Annotated in this window: 24 protein-coding genes and 1 tRNA gene; 8 read left to right on the top strand and 17 right to left on the bottom strand. The window is 57.3% G+C overall.

The features are described from left to right. Nucleotides 1-17: 17 nt before the first annotated feature. The gene (gene infC / locus EL257_RS09670) at nucleotides 18-569 is read right to left on the bottom strand and encodes a translation initiation factor IF-3 (protein WP_172604547.1); all 552 of its coding nucleotides are present in this window, start codon (nucleotides 567-569) and stop codon (nucleotides 18-20) included. Beyond that, the gene (thrS, locus tag EL257_RS09665; RefSeq protein WP_126361996.1) at nucleotides 569-2491 is read right to left on the bottom strand and encodes a threonine--tRNA ligase; all 1923 of its coding nucleotides are present in this window, start codon (nucleotides 2489-2491) and stop codon (nucleotides 569-571) included. The genes infC and thrS overlap by 1 nt, the downstream gene beginning before the upstream one ends. A gap of 370 nt (nucleotides 2492-2861) precedes the next feature. On the opposite strand from thrS, the gene EL257_RS09660 reads away from it, so the two are divergent. Next, nucleotides 2862-3161 (top strand): hypothetical protein, encoded by a 300-nt coding sequence (locus EL257_RS09660; protein WP_126361994.1) that lies wholly within the window; start codon nucleotides 2862-2864, stop codon nucleotides 3159-3161. 292 nt (nucleotides 3162-3453) lie between these two features. After that, a complete protein-coding gene (locus EL257_RS09655) occupies nucleotides 3454-3666 on the top strand; it encodes a cold-shock protein (RefSeq protein ID WP_003179963.1) in 213 nt (70 codons plus the stop codon). Nucleotides 3667-3731: 65 nt separating this feature from the next. Here EL257_RS09655 and EL257_RS09650 read toward each other — a convergent pair whose 3' ends face one another. After that, the gene (locus tag EL257_RS09650; protein ID WP_126361992.1) at nucleotides 3732-4049 is read right to left on the bottom strand and encodes an I78 family peptidase inhibitor; all 318 of its coding nucleotides are present in this window, start codon (nucleotides 4047-4049) and stop codon (nucleotides 3732-3734) included. 168 nt (nucleotides 4050-4217) lie between these two features. Next, the gene (locus EL257_RS09645; RefSeq protein WP_126361990.1) at nucleotides 4218-4520 is read right to left on the bottom strand and encodes a hypothetical protein; all 303 of its coding nucleotides are present in this window, start codon (nucleotides 4518-4520) and stop codon (nucleotides 4218-4220) included. Nucleotides 4521-4650: 130 nt separating this feature from the next. Here EL257_RS09645 and EL257_RS09640 point away from each other — a divergent pair, with 130 nt between their 5' ends. Next, complete coding sequence (locus EL257_RS09640; RefSeq protein ID WP_126361988.1) at nucleotides 4651-4863, top strand: hypothetical protein; 213 nt, start codon at nucleotides 4651-4653, stop codon at nucleotides 4861-4863. Nucleotides 4864-4901: 38 nt separating this feature from the next. On the opposite strand, the gene EL257_RS09635 is transcribed toward EL257_RS09640, so the two are convergent. The 8 genes from EL257_RS09635 to EL257_RS09600 all read right to left on the bottom strand — a co-directional run bounded on the left by EL257_RS09635 (nucleotide 4902) and on the right by EL257_RS09600 (nucleotide 12524). Then, nucleotides 4902-5930 (bottom strand): nucleoside hydrolase, encoded by a 1029-nt coding sequence (locus tag EL257_RS09635; protein WP_126361986.1) that lies wholly within the window; start codon nucleotides 5928-5930, stop codon nucleotides 4902-4904. A 31-nt stretch (nucleotides 5931-5961) separates the two neighbouring features. After that, nucleotides 5962-6366 carry a D-ribose pyranase gene (rbsD, locus tag EL257_RS09630; protein WP_126361984.1) on the bottom strand — a complete coding sequence of 135 codons (405 nt, stop codon included), beginning with the start codon at nucleotides 6364-6366 and terminating at the stop codon, nucleotides 5962-5964. Next, nucleotides 6363-7280 (bottom strand): ribokinase, encoded by a 918-nt coding sequence (gene rbsK, locus EL257_RS09625; RefSeq protein WP_126361982.1) that lies wholly within the window; start codon nucleotides 7278-7280, stop codon nucleotides 6363-6365. The genes rbsD and rbsK overlap by 4 nt, the downstream gene beginning before the upstream one ends. Nucleotides 7281-7304: 24 nt before the next feature. Continuing rightward, nucleotides 7305-8324 carry a LacI family DNA-binding transcriptional regulator gene (locus EL257_RS09620; RefSeq protein ID WP_126361980.1) on the bottom strand — a complete coding sequence of 340 codons (1020 nt, stop codon included), beginning with the start codon at nucleotides 8322-8324 and terminating at the stop codon, nucleotides 7305-7307. 9 nt (nucleotides 8325-8333) lie between these two features. Next, on the bottom strand, nucleotides 8334-9311 hold the full coding sequence (locus EL257_RS09615) for an ABC transporter permease (RefSeq protein ID WP_126361978.1): 978 nt from the start codon (nucleotides 9309-9311) through the stop codon (nucleotides 8334-8336). Beyond that, complete coding sequence (locus EL257_RS09610) at nucleotides 9308-10861, bottom strand: sugar ABC transporter ATP-binding protein (RefSeq protein ID WP_126361976.1); 1554 nt, start codon at nucleotides 10859-10861, stop codon at nucleotides 9308-9310. Before EL257_RS09610 ends, EL257_RS09615 begins: the two co-directional genes overlap by 4 nt. Nucleotides 10862-10918: 57 nt before the next feature. Continuing rightward, entirely contained in the window at nucleotides 10919-11875 is a 957-nt protein-coding gene (locus tag EL257_RS09605; RefSeq protein WP_126361975.1) for a sugar ABC transporter substrate-binding protein, read from the bottom strand. A 199-nt stretch (nucleotides 11876-12074) separates the two neighbouring features. Next, the gene (locus EL257_RS09600) at nucleotides 12075-12524 is read right to left on the bottom strand and encodes a hypothetical protein (protein ID WP_126361973.1); all 450 of its coding nucleotides are present in this window, start codon (nucleotides 12522-12524) and stop codon (nucleotides 12075-12077) included. A 349-nt stretch (nucleotides 12525-12873) separates the two neighbouring features. Here EL257_RS09600 and EL257_RS09595 point away from each other — a divergent pair, with 349 nt between their 5' ends. From EL257_RS09595 to EL257_RS09585, 3 genes are all read left to right on the top strand, one after another. After that, nucleotides 12874-13962 carry an asparaginase gene (locus tag EL257_RS09595; RefSeq protein WP_126361971.1) on the top strand — a complete coding sequence of 363 codons (1089 nt, stop codon included), beginning with the start codon at nucleotides 12874-12876 and terminating at the stop codon, nucleotides 13960-13962. Between the two features lie 177 nt (nucleotides 13963-14139). Then, entirely contained in the window at nucleotides 14140-14430 is a 291-nt protein-coding gene (locus EL257_RS09590; RefSeq protein ID WP_126361969.1) for a DUF1654 domain-containing protein, read from the top strand. 4 nt (nucleotides 14431-14434) lie between these two features. Next, nucleotides 14435-15124: an endonuclease gene (locus tag EL257_RS09585; RefSeq protein WP_126361967.1), complete on the top strand. Its 690-nt coding sequence runs from the start codon at nucleotides 14435-14437 to the stop codon at nucleotides 15122-15124. A gap of 104 nt (nucleotides 15125-15228) precedes the next feature. Here EL257_RS09585 and EL257_RS09580 read toward each other — a convergent pair whose 3' ends face one another. Continuing rightward, a complete protein-coding gene (locus tag EL257_RS09580; RefSeq protein WP_126361965.1) occupies nucleotides 15229-15597 on the bottom strand; it encodes an SPOR domain-containing protein in 369 nt (122 codons plus the stop codon). Nucleotides 15598-15846: 249 nt separating this feature from the next. Here EL257_RS09580 and csrA point away from each other — a divergent pair, with 249 nt between their 5' ends. Then, a complete protein-coding gene (gene csrA, locus EL257_RS09575; RefSeq protein WP_003179932.1) occupies nucleotides 15847-16041 on the top strand; it encodes a carbon storage regulator CsrA in 195 nt (64 codons plus the stop codon). A 523-nt stretch (nucleotides 16042-16564) separates the two neighbouring features. Here the strand turns inward: csrA and EL257_RS09570 are convergent. Together EL257_RS09570 and EL257_RS09565 are read right to left on the bottom strand one after the other, a co-directional pair. Next, the gene (locus tag EL257_RS09570; RefSeq protein ID WP_126361963.1) at nucleotides 16565-16987 is read right to left on the bottom strand and encodes an RDD family protein; all 423 of its coding nucleotides are present in this window, start codon (nucleotides 16985-16987) and stop codon (nucleotides 16565-16567) included. 184 nt (nucleotides 16988-17171) lie between these two features. Then, nucleotides 17172-17248, bottom strand: a tRNA-Val gene (locus EL257_RS09565). 182 nt (nucleotides 17249-17430) lie between these two features. Here EL257_RS09565 and EL257_RS09560 point away from each other — a divergent pair. Then, the gene (locus tag EL257_RS09560) at nucleotides 17431-18714 is read left to right on the top strand and encodes an NAD(P)/FAD-dependent oxidoreductase (RefSeq protein WP_126361961.1); all 1284 of its coding nucleotides are present in this window, start codon (nucleotides 17431-17433) and stop codon (nucleotides 18712-18714) included. Nucleotides 18715-18759: 45 nt separating this feature from the next. Here the strand turns inward: EL257_RS09560 and EL257_RS09555 are convergent, their stop codons facing one another. Further along, complete coding sequence (locus EL257_RS09555; RefSeq protein ID WP_126361959.1) at nucleotides 18760-19731, bottom strand: XdhC family protein; 972 nt, start codon at nucleotides 19729-19731, stop codon at nucleotides 18760-18762. Nucleotide 19732: 1 nt separating this feature from the next. Next, nucleotides 19733-20968, bottom strand: a complete 1236-nt coding sequence (locus EL257_RS09550; protein ID WP_126361958.1) for a cytochrome c — start codon at nucleotides 20966-20968, stop codon at nucleotides 19733-19735. Nucleotide 20969 lies beyond the last annotated feature (1 nt).

Below are 20969 nucleotides of genomic sequence, written 5' to 3'. Positions count from 1 at the left end.
CTGCCGTGCCCTGTTGATTACTTCTTCTTTTTCGGGGCGATGACCATGATCAGCTGGCGTCCTTCCATCTTAGGATGCTGTTCGACCGAACCGTACTCGAGCAGGTCAGCTTCAACCCGCTTGAGGAGTTCCATCCCCAGCTCCTGGTGGGCCATCTCACGGCCGCGGAATCGCAAGGATACCTTGGCCCTGTCCCCATCACTCAGGAAACGTACCAGGTTGCGCAGTTTTACCTGGTAATCCCCTTCCTCCGTCCCTGGACGAAACTTGATTTCTTTTACCTGAATCTGCTTCTGGTTTTTCTTCGCTGCAGCAACCTGTTTCTTCTTTTCGAAGATCGATTTGCCGTAGTCCATCACCCGGCAAACCGGTGGGACTGCGTCTGCGGAGATTTCCACCAGATCAAGCTTTGCTTCTTCAGCAATACGAAGCGCTTCATCAATCGAGACGATGCCAATCTGCTCGCCATCAGCGCCAATTAACCGAACCTCGCGTGCCGAGATATTCTCGTTGATCGGGGCTTTCGGTGCAGCTCGTTTATCTTGTCTCATTTCACGCTTAATAATAATTACTCCAAATCTGGGCGACCACGCCGGGAAACCGCTTGCGCGAGAAACTCAGCGAACTGGGCGACGGGCATCGAGCCCAGGTCAGCACCTTCACGAGTACGCACAGCGACAGTCTGCATCTCGACTTCCTTATCTCCGATAACCAAGAGATAGGGAACCTTGAGCAAGGTATGCTCGCGGATTTTAAAGCCGATCTTTTCATTTCTCAAGTCGGACTTGGCACGAAATCCGCTTTCGTTGAGAGTTTTTTCTACTTCTGCAACAAAATCTGCCTGTTTATCAGTGATATTCATGATCACCGCCTGGGTCGGCGCAAGCCACGCAGGGAAAGCACCTTCGTAGTGCTCGATCAGAATCCCGACGAATCGCTCGAATGAACCGAGGATCGCACGGTGCAACATCACTGGGTGTTTGCGGCTGTTGTCTTCGGAGACGTATTCAGCGCCCAAACGGACAGGCAGGTTAAAATCGAGCTGCAAGGTACCACACTGCCAGACGCGACCGAGACAATCTTTCAGCGAAAACTCGATCTTCGGACCGTAGAACGCGCCCTCTCCCGGCTGCAGATCGTACGGCAGCCCCGCAGAATCAAGGGCTGCAGCGAGTGCCGCTTCAGCGCGATCCCACAGCTCGTCGGAACCCACGCGTTTTTCCGGACGAGTGGACAACTTCATCTCGACTTCGGTAAAGCCGAAATCGCGATAGACATCCATGGTCAGCTTGATGAATGCGGCGGATTCGGCCTGCATCTGCTCTTCAGTGCAGAAGATGTGGGCGTCGTCCTGAGTGAACGCACGCACGCGCATGATCCCGTGCAGCGCGCCCGATGGCTCGTTACGGTGGCAGGCACCGAACTCGGCCAGACGCATCGGCAGCTCGCGGTAGCTTTTCAGACCCTGATTGAACACCTGCACGTGGCAAGGGCAGTTCATCGGCTTGATGGCGTAGTCGCGGTTTTCCGACTGAGTGGTGAACATGTTGTCGGCGTAGTTGGCCCAGTGCCCGGATTTCTCCCACAGGCTGCGGTCGACAACTTGCGGCGTCTTGATCTCAAGATAGCCGTTGTCGCGCTGGATCTTGCGCATGTACTGCTCAAGCACCTGATACAGAGTCCAGCCGTTCGGGTGCCAGAACACCATGCCCGGGGATTCTTCCTGGGTGTGGAACAGGCCCAGACGCTTGCCGATCTTGCGGTGATCGCGCTTTTCCGCTTCTTCGATGCGCTGGATGTAAGCGGCCAGTTGCTTCTTGTCTGCCCAAGCGGTGCCGTAAACGCGCTGCAATTGCTCGTTCTTGGCGTCGCCACGCCAGTAGGCGCCCGACAGCTTGGTCAATTTGAAGGACTTCAGGAAGCGTGTGTTCGGCACGTGCGGACCACGGCACATGTCGACGTATTCTTCGTGATAGTACAGACCCATGGTCTGCTCGTTCGGCATGTCCTCGACCAGGCGCAGCTTATAGTCTTCGCCGCGTGCCTTGAACACTTCGATCACTTCGGCGCGCGGAGTGACTTTCTTGATGACGTCGTAATCTTTCTCGATCAGCTGCTGCATGCGCTGTTCGATAGCCGCCATGTCTTCGGGCGTGAAGGGACGCTCGTAGGCGATGTCGTAATAGAAGCCTTCGTCAATCACTGGCCCGATGACCATTTTTGCGGTCGGGTACAATTGCTTGACTGCATGCCCCACCAGGTGGGCGCAAGAGTGGCGAATGATCTCCAGCCCCTCTTCATCCTTTGGCGTGATGATTTGCAGGGTCGCGTCGCTGCTGATGATGTCGCTGGCGTCGACCAGTTGGCCATTGACCTTGCCGGCCACGGTGGCTTTGGCCAGACCTGCACCAATGGATGCGGCGACCTCGGCTACGGAAACCGGGTGATCGAATGAACGTTGACTGCCGTCGGGAAGAGTAATAGTTGGCATGGCGCCTCCTCTCCTAGTGGTGACCCCTACCAAAGGTCACGTGGGTTGGGATGAGCCAGTACAAGATCCGATCCAGGCCATTCAATGACGAACGCCTGCCTTACAGCGGCAGGAGCCTTGCGGCCAACCGGAAAACCGAACCAGAGTGACTGGGATTCAAATCGGAAATATTCGCACGCCGACCGCCTCGGGACTGAAGGTCCTCCGAAGCCTGAAAACGCTTGAGCCCGGCATCCTAGCACAGATGAGCGGTCGCTTACGCCCTGATTTGGCAGAAGGCGAATTGTCCGTTTTTATGCCAGAGTGCTGAACTTGATCGGCCCTTGCGCCCTCAGATAACAAGACATTGACCCACAAGGAGCATCCTCGCATGCGTCTGAAAAGCTTATTCGCCGTCGTCGCCCCCGTCGTTCTGCTGTTGCCACTGAGCGCCCATGCCGACTGGCCGAAAGGCGAGCGCGAGAAGTACATGGCCCAGTGCACCCAGGCAGCGACCCAACAGATCGGCGCTGCTGCGGCCAAATCCCATTGCGCCTGTGGTGCTGACGCCATCAAGTCATATCCGGCCAGCGACATTCAGGCACTGATGGACAACAAAGCGACTCCTGAGCTGCAGCAAAAAGCTCTTGGGCAAATCGCCAAATGCAAGGCAAATACCCCAGCGAAATAATGAGAAAACCAAGCGTCCTGATCGGCTGAAAGGCGGAAAAAGTACCGGAAATGAGCCTTTTCAGACGATTTATGCAGGTTTTACAGGTTTTTTTATCGTCTTTACGTTTCGCTGAAAGCCTTGCAAACCGGGGCTTTCAGCAGAAACAGGCGGTAAAGAAAACACGACTGATTGGCAAACAGCACGTCCGGGGGGCTACCAAAGCGAACATTTCGACTATGATATCCCGGTGTGCCCAGTTGGCCTGAGCAGCACAGTACTACTGAAAATATATGTTTCTTGGAGATACACCATGTCTAATCGCCAAACCGGCACCGTTAAATGGTTCAACGATGAAAAAGGCTTCGGCTTCATCACTCCTCAAGGTGGCGGTGACGACCTGTTCGTACACTTCAAAGCTATCGAATCCGACGGTTTCAAAAGCCTGAAAGAAGGCCAGACCGTCTCTTTCGTGGCTGAGAAAGGCCAAAAGGGTATGCAAGCTGCACAGGTTCGCCCAGAGTAATTTCCCGGCGCACTAAAAAAACCCCGTTCATGTGACGGGGTTTTTTATGCCTGCAACAAAAGCGGTCAGCCGCAGTTGACGCGCGTGATCAGCAGGTTGTTGTCGGTGTTCAGGTTCAAGCGATCAGAGCGGTATTCCAATGTGATCATGTCGTCAGGCTTGAGGAACCGCGCGTTCTGCGCGCCGGCCCTGGTGCGGGCCTGCTCCAACAGTTCCGGCGAAGCTTTCTTGCCGATGGTGAACTGCGCGGCGGCCGCATCACAACGGGTATGACTGGATTCGGCTGCCACTGGATCCTTTGCCGACTCGCTGGAACTCGTACTGCAACCCGCCAGCAAGGCAGCGGCCATAAGTGCACCCAGTGTCGCGAACTTCAAAGGCATGAAGCCTCCTCTATTTCAAAAAGTTAAGCTGAGATCGTGCGACCGCTAATCCGGCGCTTGGTTTCAAGGCCAGTGCAAACACCCTGCCCCCACGATCGGAAAACGCCGAGTTTGCCTGAGCGGCATTCGTCACTTCATCTAACAATCGTGACTGGATATTAACGGCGTTTAATAGACATCGATGTAGTCAAACGGCGGATTTGGCCAGTTGTCCTTGAGCGCGTTGAAAATCTGCATCACCCAGACCTCGTCGCTGGCGGCGACGTTTCCTACATAGCCGGAACCCTTGGCCCACGTTTCCAGGCGAAACAGCAAGCCATCGATGTCCTGCCCGCCCGTTACGGTGGACAAATAGGCGATGCCACCCTTGGTCACGCGCAGTTGATTGTGCACGTCGTCGCTCGCCGAGGCCAAAAGCTGGCGTACAGCGTCAAGGGTAAGGCCGTCGGGGATATTCAAATCAATCTGCACAGCGAGTTCCCTGAAAAGCCGGAAAAGACCAAGTGTCGCATAGCGCTCCGCTCATGCCTAAGTCGCAGTGCCAAATGCCAGACAAAATGGTTAACTCCAACTCAGACCTCCCGACCTTTCGAGCCTCATCATGACCACTGTAAGCATCGACGCCGCCATCAACGCCAAATGGGCAGACGGACACAGCTCTTACAGTCCGGGGACGACGGAAGAACTGGCACTGATCGGCATTGATCTATTGGTCAAGGAGCTGGGAACCCAAGGGGCTCAGCAATTCATCAAGCAGATTTTCGAGCGCTATCCGACCGAAAAGCTCGTGCCGGAAGACGCGCCAACTGAATAGAAAAGCAACCCGCAGGCTGGCACCTGCGGGCTGATTGCTTACTTCAGACGCTTCAGGCGTTCGGTGAGCAGATCAAAAAAGCCCTGGGCATCGCCATTTTCAACCCAGAATGCGTTCTTTGGCGCTTTGAGGCCGTCATACCAGTCGACAATGGTCTGGCCAAACGTCGGCCCTTCACGGCTGTCCACCACAACGTTCACCGAGCGACCGGTGAACAGTTCCGGCTTGAGCAGATAAGCCACGACGGTTGCGTCATGCACCGGACCGCCCGGAATGCCGTAATGCTCCATGTCACCCTTGATGTATTCATTGAGGATGTCGCCGACAATTTTGCTCGCATTATTGTTGAGCGCGGCAATCTGCTTCAGGCGGGCGTCGCTGGTGAGAATCTTGTGCGTGACGTCCAGCGGCAGGTAAGTCAGCTTCACACCGCTCTTGAGCACCACTTCAGCAGCTTGCGGGTCGGCGAACAGGTTGAACTCTGCTACAGGCGTGATATTGCCACCGTTGAAGTGCGCGCCGCCCATGATCACCACTTCCTTGATCCCCTGGACGATTTCCGGCTCCTGGATCAGCGCCAGCGCCAGGTTGGTCTGTGGGCCGAGCATGGCGATGGTGATGCTGTGCGGTTTGGCATTTTTGAGGGTGTCGATGAGATAACTGACTGCACTGCCTTCGGCCAGACCTTTTTTCGGCTCATGTACGGTGACGCCTGACAGGCCTTCCTTGCCATGAATATTCTCGGCGTAGATCGGCGTGCGCATTAGCGGTTTCGGTGCGCCAGCGTAGACCGGCACGTCTTCGCGCCCTGCCCACTCGCGAGCCAGCCGCGCATTACGCGAGGTCTTGTCGAGGCGCACGTTGCCGGCGACGGTGGTCAGCGCACGAATATTCAACTCATCCGGCGAGGCCAGGGCAAACAGCAACGCGACGACGTCGTCGGCACCCGGATCGGTGTCGATGATCAGATCGATTTTCTCCGCCGCGTGAGCGCCGGTGGCAGTTATCACGGACAAAAGCAGCAGACTCCGGACCAGTTGATGCAGTTTTTGAGCATAGCGTTGCATGGCGCATTCCTTGTGCATGTGAAATCGGAAATCAGAACGTCACCCCGGCTACCAGGGCGATGTTGCAATAAGGCTGGCATTCACCCGTACGAACAATCGCCCGCGCCTGTCGGCTGAGCACCTTGAATTGTTCGTGATTGAGCAGATCGCGACGGCCCAGCTCGCCTTCATCATGCAGCGCATCCAGCGCGCTCAACGCCGTGGGCTGCTTGTCGAAGATCTCCTTGGCCAGCGCGTGGCTTTCTACCTGCATTTCGCTGAGCACGACTTTCAAAGTGCTGACGAAATCAGGGACACCGTGAGTCAGGGCCAGGTCGATCAACTCGACACCCGGCGGTACCGGCAAGCCGGCGTCACCGATCACCACGATATCGCCATGGCCCAAAGAGGCGATCAGCCGCGACAACGCGACGTTGAGCAAAGGAGTTTTTTTCATGCGGGTTTGAATGCCTGTACGTCGGACATGGTTGGAATGGAAGGCTGCGCGCCAGCGCGTGTGACCGACAATGCTGCGGCGACCTGCCCAAAGCGAATAGCCTCGCCTTCAGACTTGCCACTGGCGTGCGCAGCGGCAAAGCCACCCACGAAGGTGTCACCGGCGGCAGTGGTATCGACTGCTTGCACTTTGGGCGCGGGGAAATGTTCGAAGCCTTTGCCGTTGGCGAACAGCGAGCCTTCAGCGCCGAGGGTGATGATGACTTTGCCCGCGCCCATGGCGATGAGACGATTGGCGGCGGCCTCTGCGGTCTGCAGCGAGTCGACTGGCAGCCCGGTCAATGCGGCGGCTTCACTTTCGTTGGGAATCAGATAATCGATCGCGCCGAACCAGTCCGCAGGCAGCGGTCGACTGGCGGGCGCCGGGTTGAGGATTACTGTCTTGCCCAGCGCGCGTGCACGTTTGAGCGCATGACCGACCGTAGCGTCTGGAATTTCGAGCTGGCAGATCACCACATCAGCGGCCTTCAACACCGCATCGAACCGGTCAATGACCGCCGGCGTCATGGCGCCATTGGCGCCGGCGACAATCACAATAGCGTTCTGACTGTTGTCATCAACCACGATCAGGGCCACGCCACTGGAGTCCTCGACAATGCTCACCGCCTGGCAATCGATCTGCTCGGCCAGCAAGGCGTCGCGCAACTGCACGCCATAATCATCGTTGCCGACGCAGCCGACCATCGCCACCTGCGCCCCCAGACGTGCAGCGGCCACCGCCTGATTGGCGCCCTTGCCACCCGAAACAGTGGCGAATGAATGACCGATCAGCGTTTCACCGCCCCGCGGCAGCCGCGGCGCCCGGGTGACCAGATCCATGTTCAGGCTGCCTATTACCACTACATTTGCTGGCATACATCACTACTCGTCAATTCGGTTTCAGCGGTATTCGGTGAACACGCCGGACAACGGCGCGGTCGATTCGCGCAGGACAATACTCGGGGTCACGATCCGTTGATCCGTGCCCAGATCCGGTGTCGCAATTCTTCGCAGCAATACTTCCGCCGCCATCTCGCCCAGTTGCAGGATCGACTGGCCGACAGTTGTCAGCGCGGGATACACGTAACGGCTCATCTGAATGTCATCGAAGCCGATGACCGACAATTGCTGTGGCACGCGCACGTTGCGTTCGGCAGCCGCACGCAGCACGCCGATACCAATCATGTCGTTGCCAGCAAAAATCGCACTGGGCGGGTTTTTTTCCAGCAGCATCGCTGCAGCGTTGTAACCGCCGGTGCTGGTGAAATCACTTTCCAGCATGCGCGCCGGGCGCACCGCGATGCCCGCCTCTTTCAGCGCCCGGCAGTATCCGGCCTGACGCATCTGCGCCACGCTGGTACTGGCCGGACCGCCGATGGTGGCGATATCGCGGTGACCCAGCTCGAGCAGATGCCGGGTCGCCAGATACGCGCCGTATTCATGATCGATGCGCACCAGATCAGCATCGACACCGTCCAGTCCTCGGTCGACGATGACCATCGGCGTTTTCACGTTCGCCAAGCCCTGCGCCAGACCGCTGTCGCCGCCAGCGGAGGCGACGATCAAACCATCGATGCGCTTTTCCAGCAGCACACGCAAATAGCTGCGCTGCTTTTGCGGGTTATCGTCGGAGTTGCACAGGATCACGCAATAGCCGTTACGTTCGCAGTAATCCTCGATTCCCCGCGCAAGTTCGGCGAAATAGGGGTTGAGACTGTTCGGCACCAGCAACCCGATGGTCGCGGTGGTCTTGGCTTTCAGTGAGCGCGCAACTGCGCTGGGCACATAGTCGAGACTTTTGATGGCCGCTTCGACTTTGAGCCGCACTTCCTGACTGACCGGGCGGGTGTTGTTCACCACATGGGATACGGTCGTGTAGGAAATACCTGCGAGCGCCGCTACATCTTTGATCGTTGCCATTTCGGTCTCTCAGCCCCGTCGACTGGCGCGTTGACTGCGATAAGTATCGAGCACCACAGCAATGACAATCACCGCGCCAGTGATGATGCGCTTGGTCGGCTCGGTAGCGCCGATCTGCGCCAGGCCAGCGGCCAGTACGGAAATGATCAATACGCCAAAGAATGTGCTGATCACCGAACCGCGCCCGCCCATCAGGCTGGTACCGCCGATCACCACCGCCGCGATCACTTGCAATTCCAGCCCGGAGCCCGCGTTCGGGTCAGCCGCTTCCAGACGCGAAATCTGAAACAACGCAGCGATCCCGGCCAACAGTCCCATCAGGCTGAACACCAGAATCTTGTAGGGCTTGGGATTGATCCCGGCCAGACGCACCGCCTCTTCGTTGGTGCCGATGCCGATCAGATAGCGGCCAAATACCGTGCGGGTCAATACGGCCTGTGCGATGAAGATCACCAGCAAGGCGATGATGAATGACGGCGAGATGCCAAAGGCGATCGGGTTGGACAGCCAGGCGAACGAATCGCCGATGTACGCGGTGCGCGACCCGGTCATCTGATAGGCGAGACCCCGAGCCATTTCCAGCACGCCCAGGGACACGATGAATGATGGAATTCGCCAGGCGACGGTGATCGAACCGGTGACGGTACCGGCCAGTGCCGCCACGGCCATGCCGAGCAACGCCGAAGGCAAAACGCCCCAACCCCAACCGAGAATGGCCACGCTGACGGTCGAAGCGGCCAATGCCAGCACTGATCCGACCGAAAGGTCGATGCCACCGATGATCAGCACAAATGTCATGCCGACTGCCAGCACCATCAGGTCGGGAATCTGATTGGCCAGAGTGCTGAAGGTGTTATAGGACAAAAAGTGGCTGCTCAATACCGAGAACAGCGCCACCATCGCCAGCAGGGCCCCGGCCAGACCCAGATAGGTGCCCAGTCCGTAGAAGTTGCCACTACGTTTGCCGGCAGAAGATGCAGTTTTCATGGGAGATCCCTAGGCGCCGCTTCGTTGAGCAACGCATCACGTTTTTGGTAGCCGGCAAATGCGGCGGCAAGCAAATCATCCTGAGTCCAGCTGTCGCGCTCGAAGGTGTCGATCAGGCGCCCTGCCGACAGCACACCAATCCGGTCACAGATCAGCATCAGCTCACGCAAGTCACTGGAAACCACCACCAGCGCTTTGCCCTGACGGGTCAATTCGCCAAGCAGCCCATAGATGTCGAACTTGGCGCCGACGTCGATGCCGCGGGTCGGTTCGTCGAACAGCAGCACCGAACAATCACGCTCCAGCCACCGGCCGATCACCACTTTCTGCTGATTACCCCCTGACAACTCTGAAACCAGCTGTGTCGGGCTCGAACTGCGAATGCGCATGGCGTCGATCTGACGCTGCGCCAGAGAAATTTCGTCGCCATTGTTGACGATTCCGCCACTGGAAATTTCCGGCATGTTGCCCAGCGCAATATTGGCACTGATCGACTGACTGAGCAGAAGGCCCTCGCCTTTGCGATCCTCAGTGATCAAGGCAATGCCGTTACGCACCGCATCGACCGGCGAGCGCACGTTGACGACCTGCGCTGGCGAGCCGAGCGCGATGGAGCCGCTATCGGCGACATCGGCACCGAAAATCAAGCGCAGCAGCTCCGTGCGCCCTGCCCCGATCAGTCCGGAGATGCCGAAAATCTCGCCGGCGCGCACTTCAAAAGAAACATCGCGCACCTTATCCGAGCGAGACAGGCCTTTGACCGTCAATGCCGGCGCGCCAATCTTGCGCGGCCCCATATCGATGTGCTCGCCCAGTTCGCGACCGACCATGAGCGTGACCAGTTGCTCGCTGTTGTAATTGGCCATCGGCTCAACGCAGACCAGATTACCGTCGCGCAGCACGGCAATTCGCTGGGCAACCCGGGCCAGCTCTTCCAGACGATGAGAGATGTAAATGATCGACACGCCGCGCGCTTGCAGTCGGGTGATCTGCTCGAAAAGCATTTCGACTTCTCGGGCTGTCAGCATCGCGGTCGGTTCGTCGAGAATCAGCACATGACAGTCGCCGATCAGGTTGCGGGCGATTTCGACCATCTGCTGATGACCGATGCCCAACTCACCGACCAATGTGTCCGGATCGATCGCGTCGAGACCGACTTGCGCCATCGCTTCGATCGCTGCCTTGCGCAGCTGCTTGCGGCTGATCCAGCCACCATTGCTCGGCAAATTATCGAGGAACAGATTTTCCGCCACCGACAATGTCGGCAACAGATTGAGTTCTTGCATGACCATGCGCACGCCAAGCTCTTCGGCCTGGGTGCGGCTGCCCGGACGATAATCCTTGCCCTGAAACTGCATTTGGCCGGTGGTCGGTGTGACCAGTCCGCCGATGATTTTCGACAAGGTACTTTTACCAGCACCATTTTCGCCGGTCAGCGCCAGCACTTCACCGCGCATCAGCGTCAACTCGATGCCGGTCAGCACCGGTTGCGCATAGGTCTTACCGATGCCGCTGACCGAGAGGACAGCGTTCGGGGCGGAAACTGACATAAAGAACTCTCCATGCGCTCGCCCGGACGGACGAGCGCCGTTGTGCCGCCAGAAGACTTATTGGGTAACCAGCTCGACCGGTGTTTCGATCACACCGTTGGCGCCGCTGTCGACTTTCTCGCCTTTGATGATTTTCAGCGCAGTCTCGATGCCGAACACCGCTTGTTTGGCAGCGAACTGGTCAGCGGTGGCCAGCACTCGACCATCCTTCAACATTGGTTTGATGGCGTTGATGTTGTCGTAACCGACCACTTTCACCTGTCCCGCCTTGCCAGCGGCACGGACTGCGGAAACGGCGCCGACGGCCATGCTGTCGTTACCGGCCAGCAGTGCTTTGACATCCGGGTATTCGCTGAGAATCGATGCGGCAACCTTGTTGCCTTTGTCGATTTCCCAATCGCCGGATTGCAGGGCAACCACTTTTATCTGCGCCGCGCCCATCGCATCCTTGAAGCCGGCGGTACGCTGCTGCGCATTGGTGGTCGTCGATACGCCTTCAATGATGCCAACTTGGTCACCGGCCTTGAGCTGCTTGGCCAGGTATTCGCCGACCAGACGCGCGCCCTTGCGGTTGTCCGGACCTACGAAAGGCACGCTGATGTTTTTGCTTTTGACGATTTGCGGATCGAGCTGGTTGTCGATGTTGATCACGGTGATGCCGGCATCCACAGCTTTCTTGATCACCGGCACCATGGCCTTGGAGTCAGAAGGCGCGATGACCAGAGCGTTGACCTTCGCCAGGATCATCTGCTCGACAATTCGCGTCTGGCCAGCGGTATCGGTCTCGTCCTTGATGCCATTGGAGATCAGGTCGAAATCGGCGGAGTGTTCTTTCTGATAAGCCTTGGCGCCGTCTTCCATAGTCAGGAAGAATTCGTTGGCCAGAGATTTCATGACCAATGCGACCTTGGGTTTTTCGGCGGATTCGGCGAATGCCGAGGAGACGGGTAGTGCGGCGGCTGTGGCAGCCAGCATAGCGACAGCAAGAAGACGTCCAGCGAATGGCAGCTTCATGGGTTCACTCCGATCTTATGATTATTGTGAGCAACGCTTGCGCCAGCGTAAGCTACGACGCGTTCCCCGGACTCAACCCGAGAGTAACGTCGCGCAAACGTTTGCGTTGACCGAACTATGCGAATCCCGCGGGGATTTGTCAACAATCAGAAATCGTCTTTTATTGTAGGGCGAATCTCGCGACCTGCCCTTTCTCTGCTCACACCGTGGTGCTGACGAAATTACCGCTGGTAGAGCTCTTGGTCATTTCCTTGACCAATGCACCCGCCACTTCCGCCAACGCTGCGCTGGTTTGGGCAATTTGTCCCTGAATGGCCATGACAGCCTGCGACTTGGCCTCGGGCGTCGGATAGCTCTTGGCTTGCGCTGCTGCCAGTTGCTGTTGCTGTTCCTGAAGCTGTTTTTGCAGTTCTTGCATGCGCTTGAGCAGCGTCTTTACGGTGACGCTTTGATTACCGCCGCTCTCGGTTTTGGTGTCTTCCTGAACAGGCCCGCCGCCGGTCCTGACTTGCTTGCTTTCAGTGGTTTGCGTACCCAACGCCTGAGCCGATGCCTTGTCGGTGTCATCGCTTATCGCGCTGATCGTCGCCGCGGTTTTACCGCCGATGGTGACAGCGGCGGGGTTGGAAAAACCGATCGTCAGTGACATGTGGACTCCATAAATTTTAGTTTCCCTGAACCGCCATCGGCGCGTGCGACGTTTTCTTTAGCAGAAATCCCTGAAGTGAAAAGGCGAATTCATCGACAGGATGAGTAGTCCTTTTCGGCGAACCGAACGAGAAAGTCACCGCTGTTCGGTAACCCGGATAAACAACGGATTCCATAACTCGCTGCTTAATTAAAACCTTATTGAAATCATCAGGTTAAACATTTCCTTCGCGCTCAGTACAGCTGGTATGGATCCTGCTCTTCTCACGTCGCCCCAGGCATTCAGATCGGTCTGGGGTGCATCTAGATGAACCTGCATCAGCACCGTCTCACTACTAGAGAGAAAAATAATGAAATCTGCTTTCAACACTTTGGTTCCGGGCGCTTTGGCCCTCCTCCTGCTCCTGCCCACCGCTCTTCAGGCGAAAGAAGTCGAAACCCAGAACAAACTCGCAAACGTCGTGGTACTCGCCACGGGCGGGACCATCGCCGGCGCGGGCGCGAGCGCTGCCAACAGCGCTACTTATCAGGCCGCGAAAGTGGGTGTCGAGCAATTGATTGCCGGCATTCCCGAGCTGAGCAAACTGGCCAATGTGCGCGGCGAACAAGTCATGCAGATTGCCTCTGAAAGCATCACCAACGGCAACCTGTTGCAGTTGGGTCGCCGTGTCGCCGAACTGGCTGACAGCAAAGACGTTGATGGCATCGTCATCACCCACGGCACTGACACCTTGGAAGAAACCGCCTACTTCCTGAACCTGGTCGAGAAAACCGACAAACCGATCATTGTCGTTGGCTCGATGCGTCCGGGCACTGCGATGTCCGCCGATGGCATGCTCAACCTGTATAACGCAGTGGCCGTGGCCAGCAGCAAAGATGCGCGCGGCAAAGGCGTGCTGGTGACAATGAACGACGAGATCCAGTCCGGTCGGGACGTCAGCAAGATGATCAACATCAAGACCGAGGCGTTCAAAAGTGCCTGGGGTCCGCTGGGCATGGTGGTTGAAGGCAAATCCTACTGGTTCCGCTTGCCAGCCAAGCGTCACACCATGGATTCCGAATTCGATATAAAAAACATCAAGAGCCTGCCTGACGTAGAAATCGCCTATTCCTACGGCAACGTCAGCGATACCGCCTACAAGGCGCTCGCGCAATCCGGCGCCAAAGCGATTATCCACGCAGGTACCGGCAATGGCTCGGTGTCGTCTCGTGTGGTGCCTGCGCTGCAACAGTTGCGTAAAGATGGCGTGCAGATTATCCGCTCGTCCCACGTCAATGCCGGCGGTTTCGTTCTGCGCAACGCCGAACAACCAGACGACAAATACGACTGGGTTGTCGCGCACGATCTGAACCCGCAGAAAGCCCGCATCCTGGCCATGGTCGCACTGACCAAAACCAACGACAGCAAAGAGCTGCAACGGATGTTCTGGGAATATTGATTGACCCTCGCCTGATCTGTCCTTGATCAGGCGCCCTTCGCATCGCTCTCTTACCGGGCGAGCGGTGCGTTGCCGACAACCCTTCTGCATTTTTCCTACAAAAAACACGACTCGCCTTACACCAAATTCCGAAAACCGCTGTCAGAGGTTTTTCTTGAATTTTAAGCAGTTGCGAAAATGCTTACAGTTAAATACTGTATGCACGTACAGCTTAATAAGGATAACCTCGTGGCCGCTTCCTCTGATGCTCCTGACGCTTACGAACGCATGGGCATGCGCGTTCAGAAAATCATCAATTCCCCCACCGCACAAAAAGCCAAAGCCGCACTGATCTTCCGTTTGCCGGATGAGCCAATGGACGATTGGGAGCGTCTGCTCGAGGAAATCGACGAGAACGATAACGTCACCCTCGCCTATCGCGACGACGGTGGCGTGCAGATTTTTTGGGTTGTGCCGAAGGAAGATTGATTTAATGAGTGTCCGCTGTTTTGCTTTGTTGTTGCTTTTCATTGCCATGGGCGCCCAGGCTGGCGCGCCTCGTACGTTCTCCGAAGCCAAGAAGGCGGCCTGGAAGCTTTACGCGCCGCAGTCCACCGAGTTTTATTGCGGCTGCAAGTACACCGGCAACAAGGTCGATTTGAAGGCCTGCGGTTATGTGCCACGCAAAAGCGCCAAGCGCGCTTCGCGCATCGAGTGGGAACACATCGTCCCGGCGTGGCAGATCGGCCATCTGCGCCAATGCTGGCAGGAAGGCGGACGCAAGAATTGCACGCGCTACGACCCGACCTACCAAAAAGCCGAGGCCGACCTGCACAACCTGGTGCCGAGCATCGGCGAGGTCAATGGCGACCGCAGCAACTTCAGCTACGGCTGGTTGCCGGTACAATCAGGGCAGTACGGCTCGTGCTTGACCCAAGTCGACTTCAAGGCGAAGAAGGTCATGCCCCGCCCTTCGATTCGCGGCATGATCGCCCGCACCTATTTCTACATGAGCAAGCAATACGGCTTGCGCCTGTCAAAACAGGATCGGCAATTGTATGAGGCGTGGGACAAAACCTATCCCGTGCAGGATTGGGAGCGCCAGCGTAATCAAAGCGTGGCTTGCGTGATGGGACGCGGCAATGAATTTGTCGGCCCGGTCAATCTGAAAGCCTGCGGCTGAGCAATCAGGCAAAAGAAAAGGGCCTCGACCGTTATGTCGAGGCCCTTTTTGCATGCCTAACTGCCAGATTTGTTGAAAAGCCAGTAACCCATCAGGTTGAGCGCTTACGGCTTGATCGGGTGTTCGATGACGACCGATTCAATATTCTGTTTTTTGGCTTTCACCAATGCGGCATCCACCTGCACCTTCCGTGCTTCGGCTTCGGCCTGCGTATTGAACGGACCAATCAGAATCCGCGTCTTGCCGTCGCTGTCACGGACGACTGTCGGGACAAAGGCATGCTCGATCAACCAGCCACTCAGATCACTGACCGCCTGAGGCGTTTCGCCGCGCACTTCCAGATCCCACTGTGCTGCAGGTGCCACGACAGAAGCGGTCGCTGCCGTCGATTTCGACTTTTGTGCGTCTACGCTCTTGCCTTCACCACATCCTGCCAATGCCAGTGCCGCGACCAACCAGACCAATTTGCGCACAACGCTTCCCTCGAATTCTCAAAGCGGCAATCTTAACATTCATAAATCCTTCGCGAGCCCCGCAAAATGGGCGCAAAACAACGAGATTGATCATTGCAGCCTCTGTATAGTTACGGCCTGGGAATTAATGCTGCATCTGCGCGTCAGAAAGAGGCACCCAAACCGTGAGACTTCGCACTAATCTATACGTACCACCGACCTCTGCACTGTCTGAATCAGGTGCCCTACAAAGCAATCAAGGAGAAGACCATGCTGATACTCACCCGCAAAGTCGGTGAAAGCATAAACATCGGTGATGACATCACCATCACCATTCTGGGCGTAAGCGGCCAACAGGTTCGCATCGGCATCAACGCTCCGAAAAACGTGGCAGTGCACCGTGAAGAAATTTACCAGCGCATTCAGGCCGGCCTGACCGCTCCGGACAAGCCACAAACGCCCTGAACCATCCCGTTTTACATAGCCAGTCCTTTTGCCGCCGTGCACGACTGGCTAAAGATTCACGCGCCGTTTAGCTACCCGCATTCCACCCCGCTGGGCACGGCGCTTGAAGCTACTGACTCCCCTCGCTCGTTACCCCTCTTCCGTTGCGCCGATCATACCTCTCGCGCCCGCAGCTGGCTGTCGGACGTTTCCGATAGAACGCGGAGAATTTCGCCTTCCACGCCGATCAGCAGTCAGCAGTAGCCGAATAAACAGCGCCTCGCCGGAGGACTAGAGGAAGGTCAGAAGCCAAACGCCAAATCGCAGGCAAAAAAAATCCCAAGCAGCTGATGGAAGCTTGGGATTTAAAAATGCATAAACCGTGGTGGTGAACGCGGGACGGATGTTACTTAAATTCACAACCGGCAACAAGACCTTTTGGATAACCGGTCAGTTAAAACCACACGTAACCTGTTAAATATACGAGATATTCTACGTTCAGCACCGAATCAGCCAAACATGACAGGCGGGCTAAAAGCAGCACTTATCGGGTGCGGATGACAATCGTCGACGCGAGCATGTCACCGAGGCGCTTTCGCGAACCAAAGAAGATAAAGATCCAGTCCAGGATATTCAGAAATGGGGTGGTGATATTGCGCAGGAAGGATTGGTAAAGGTTGCAGTTGAGATAGCTGCGCTCATCGATCACCGACATCCCCAACAGCTTTTTACCCAGGCTCTGACCGTTCGGTAGCGCGTCGGCGAACAGGTAGTATCCGATGCCTGAGCCAAACGCCAAGTAAGCAGCAACAGCCGACGGCAGCCCGACCATCTCTGCAGCTCGGCCTGCCGCGAAAAACAGCGATATCGTTACAAACGAATCAATGATCTGCCCGCCCCATCGACGTCCAAGTCCAGCCAGATTTTTCGGTTTTTGGTACTCGACCTGTGTGCTGTTCGTTTCCATGCGTGGCGACCCTAGGATATTTGCAGATACTGGCATATCGGCATCAACACAGGATTGTTTAAGTCAGCACGTATAAAAAATCCGTGAAAGCGGCCTTGAGCAGCAAGCTGCAAATCGCAGACAACAAAAAAGGGCTCACCTTTCGGTGAGCCCTTCTAGACCGCCCAGCAGAGCGGATTTTGTTTGGTAGGCGCGATTGGACTCGAACCAACGACCCCCACCATGTCAAGGTGGTGCTCTAACCAACTGAGCTACGTGCCTGCTGTGAGGCGGCATTCTACGGAATTCCAAAGGGGTGTCAACACCTTTTTTCACCTAACCCTATGAATATGCAAAATATTTAATTTCGGGTCGGCGGCGGAGATTTTCGGGTGGCTGGCGAAGGTTTTTCAACTCGGGTAGGATCGGCCCACTCGTAAAATATATTAAACAGAGGCTGCAGGATGGCGAACACCCCCTACCCAGAATCTTATTACGCTGCGTCGGCCAATGCCGTACCGCCCCGCCCTGCCTTGCAGGGTGAAGTGGAGACGGACGTTTGTGTGATCGGTGCAGGGTACACCGGGCTATCCTCGGCGCTGTTTCTGCTGGAGAACGGTTTTCGCGTGACTGTGCTGGAAGCGGCCAGGGTCGGGTTCGGCGCGTCGGGGCGAAATGGCGGCCAGATCGTCAACAGTTATAGCCGTGATATCGATGTGATCGAGCGCAGCGTCGGCCCCCAACAAGCGCAATTGCTCGGGCAGATGGCTTTCGAAGGTGGCCGGATCATTCGCGAGCGTGTTGCCAAATACAACATTCAGTGCGATCTCAAAGACGGCGGCGTGTTTGCTGCTCTGACGGCGAAGCAGATGGGCCACCTGGAATCGCAGAAGCGCCTCTGGGAGCGCTTCGGCCATACGCAACTCGAGCTGCTCGATCAGCGCCGGATCCGTGAAGTAGTTGCGTGCGATCAATACATTGGCGGCATGCTCGACATGAGTGGCGGGCACATCCACCCTCTGAACCTCGCGCTTGGCGAAGCGGCGGCGGTTGAATCCCTCGGTGGCACAATCCATGAACAATCCCCCGCCGTGCGTATCGAACGCGGCGCCAACCCGGTTGTGCATACGCCGCAGGGCAAGGTCAGGGCCAAGTTCATCATCGTCGCCGGCAACGCTTACCTCGGCAATCTGGTCCCGGAGCTGGCGGCGAAATCGATGCCATGTGGCACGCAGGTGATCACCACCGAGCCGCTGGGCGATGAGCTGGCGAACGCGCTGCTGCCCCAGGATTACTGCGTCGAGGATTGCAACTACCTGCTCGATTACTATCGCCTGACGAGCGACAAGCGCCTGATCTTCGGCGGCGGCGTCGTATATGGCGCACGAGATCCGGCGAATATCGAAGCGATCATCCGCCCGAAAATGCTCAAGGCTTTCCCGCAGCTCAAGGATGTGAAAATCGATTACGCCTGGACCGGAAATTTCCTGCTGACCCTGTCGCGTTTGCCGCAGGTTGGACGCCTCGGCGACAACATTTATTACTCGCAGGGTTGCAGCGGCCATGGCGTGACCTACACCCATCTGGCGGGCAAGGTGCTGGCTGAAGCATTGCGCGGTCAGGCTGAGCGTTTCGATGCGTTTGCCGATTTGCCGCACTACCCGTTCCCCGGCGGGCAGATGTTGCGCACACCCTTTGCCGCACTGGGCGCATGGTATTACGGGTTGCGGGATAAATTCGGGATGTAAAAAAAGGGCCGCTGATAGCGGCCCTTTTCATTTAACGCACACAGCTCAGAGCTGATCCCGAGCGATCCCACTGCGGATGCGCAGGATATCCGCCAGCACCGCCAACGCAATTTCCGCCGGTGTCTTGCTGCCCAGGTTGAGGCCAATTGGCGCGTGGATTCGCGCCAGCTCAACATCGCCCAGCCCGCCAATCCTGCGCAAGCGCTCGAAGCGCTTCTGCGAAGTCTGCAGCGAACCCATTACGCCGATGTAGAACGCATCGGTGCGTACCGCCTCCATCATCGCCAGGTCATCGATGCGCGGATCATGAGTCAGCGCGACGACTGCGGTATCGCGGTGACAGCCGCCATCGGCAATAAACACCGATGGCAATTGCCGGCGAATCTCCACGCCAGGAAGCACCACACCTTCCAGGATTTCATCGCGCGGATCGCAGAGAATCACTTCGAACCCAAGCCCAACGGCGAATTCGGCACACGCCTGCGCCACGCTGGAATATCCGGCCAATAACAAGCGCTGTGCCGCGCCGACACGAATACGCACGCGATCAGACTCACGCTCGATCCGCGCGCCCTGCACGCAATCAACGAATACGTTGCGCGCACCGCTAGGCAGATCGACCTGGCGGATCAGCCGACGCTGACCGAGCAGCGCCGACTCCAATTCCCGCAGATGCGCCTGCACCTCACAGTCAGCGTCAAGTTTCTCGACCAACACATCGAGAATGCCGCCGCACGGCAGGCTGACCCGCGACCGCGGATCATCGCCTTCGCCGTAACGCACGACATTGACCGCGTCGAGAAACGCGCCTTCAGCGACGCGCTCGAGAAAGTCCTCCTCGACGCAGCCACCCGACAGCGACCCGATCCATTGCCCGCCTTCGTTCACCGCCAGCAGCGATCCCGGCGCACGCGGCGCGGAGCCATAGGTTGTCAGCACAGTGCAAAGCCAGATGCGCTGCCCCGCCACCGACCACTGCAGCGCTCGTCGCACCACTTGCAGATCGAGATGCTGCATGTCAGTGCGCCTTGTGCTCGATGGACGGCGCGTCGGCTTGCAGCTTCTGCACGTCGCTCACCGCCAATTCCCCAGGCTGCCCGCCCCATCCTTGACGCAGATAGTTGAGCAGATCGGTCAGTTGCGCAGAACTGAGCTTGTCGGCAAAACCCGGCATCGGCTGCATGTGCTCGAACCCGGAGAATTTCTGCTCGCCAATCCCATCCTCGATCACGCGCAACAGATTGCGCGGATCTTCGAGGCGCAACGTGGTGTTGCCGCGCATGGCCACAGCAATGTGCGGCTTGCCTTCACCACCCACTGCGTGACAGCCGGCACAGACATTCAAATATTCCTGACGGCCACGCTGCGCACTGGCGCTGAGTTTCTCGACCGGCACCTCTACGAGCTGCTTGGCTGCTGGCGGTTGATCGCCGAGCAAGAACGTCGCCATCGCCGCCAGATCCGTATCGCTCAAACCCTGGGTGCTGTTGTGAAACACCGGGAACATTTCGTTGAACATTGTTCCTTGGGCGCTCATGCCGTGTTTAAGAAACGTGCTCAGATCCTGCTCGTTCCAGCCGCGTGCGGCCAGATCAGTAGCCAACAGGCTTGGCGCCAGATAGCCGTTGAGAACGCCACCGGTCAGGCGTTTGTCCAACTCCATCGCGCCGGGCAAGCCGCGCGGGGTGTGACATTCGCCGCAGTGACCGAGGACCTCGACCATGTACTGGCCACGCTTCCAGGCCTCGCTTTTGCCTTCGGCCGGCTCCAGCTTCAAGGCTTTGCCATAAAGTACGTTCCAGCCCATCAGCCCCAAACGCACGTTGAACGGAAAGCTCAGACGCGTGACCGGCGCGGCCCGCTCGATCGGTTCGATGGTTTTCAGATACGCATGAATCGCATCCGAATCCTCGCGGGGCATCAGGTGATACGAGGCGTAGGGCATCGCCGGGTACAGGTTCGCACCGTCACGGCGTTTGCCTTCCGTCAGCGCCGCGAAGAACTCGTCATCGTTGTACAAACCGATGCCGTACTTTTTGCTCGGCGTGATGTTGGTGCCGTAAATCGTGCCGAACGGCGACACGATCGGCAGGCCGCCAGCAAACGGCGCGCCGCCTGCTGTGGTGTGGCAGGCCATGCAATCGGCGGCACGGGCGAGATACTCGCCGCGCTTGACCTGATCTTCAGCGTGAGCGAACAACACAGGCGCAGCCAGGCCGACCGTTAAGGTCAGGCGGGTCAGTAAACGCTTCATG

The sequence above is a fragment of the Pseudomonas fluorescens genome, assembly GCF_900636825.1.
Taxonomy (GTDB): Bacteria; Pseudomonadota; Gammaproteobacteria; order Pseudomonadales; family Pseudomonadaceae; genus Aquipseudomonas; species Aquipseudomonas fluorescens_BG.
This window is presented reverse-complemented; position numbering and strand designations above follow the sequence as displayed.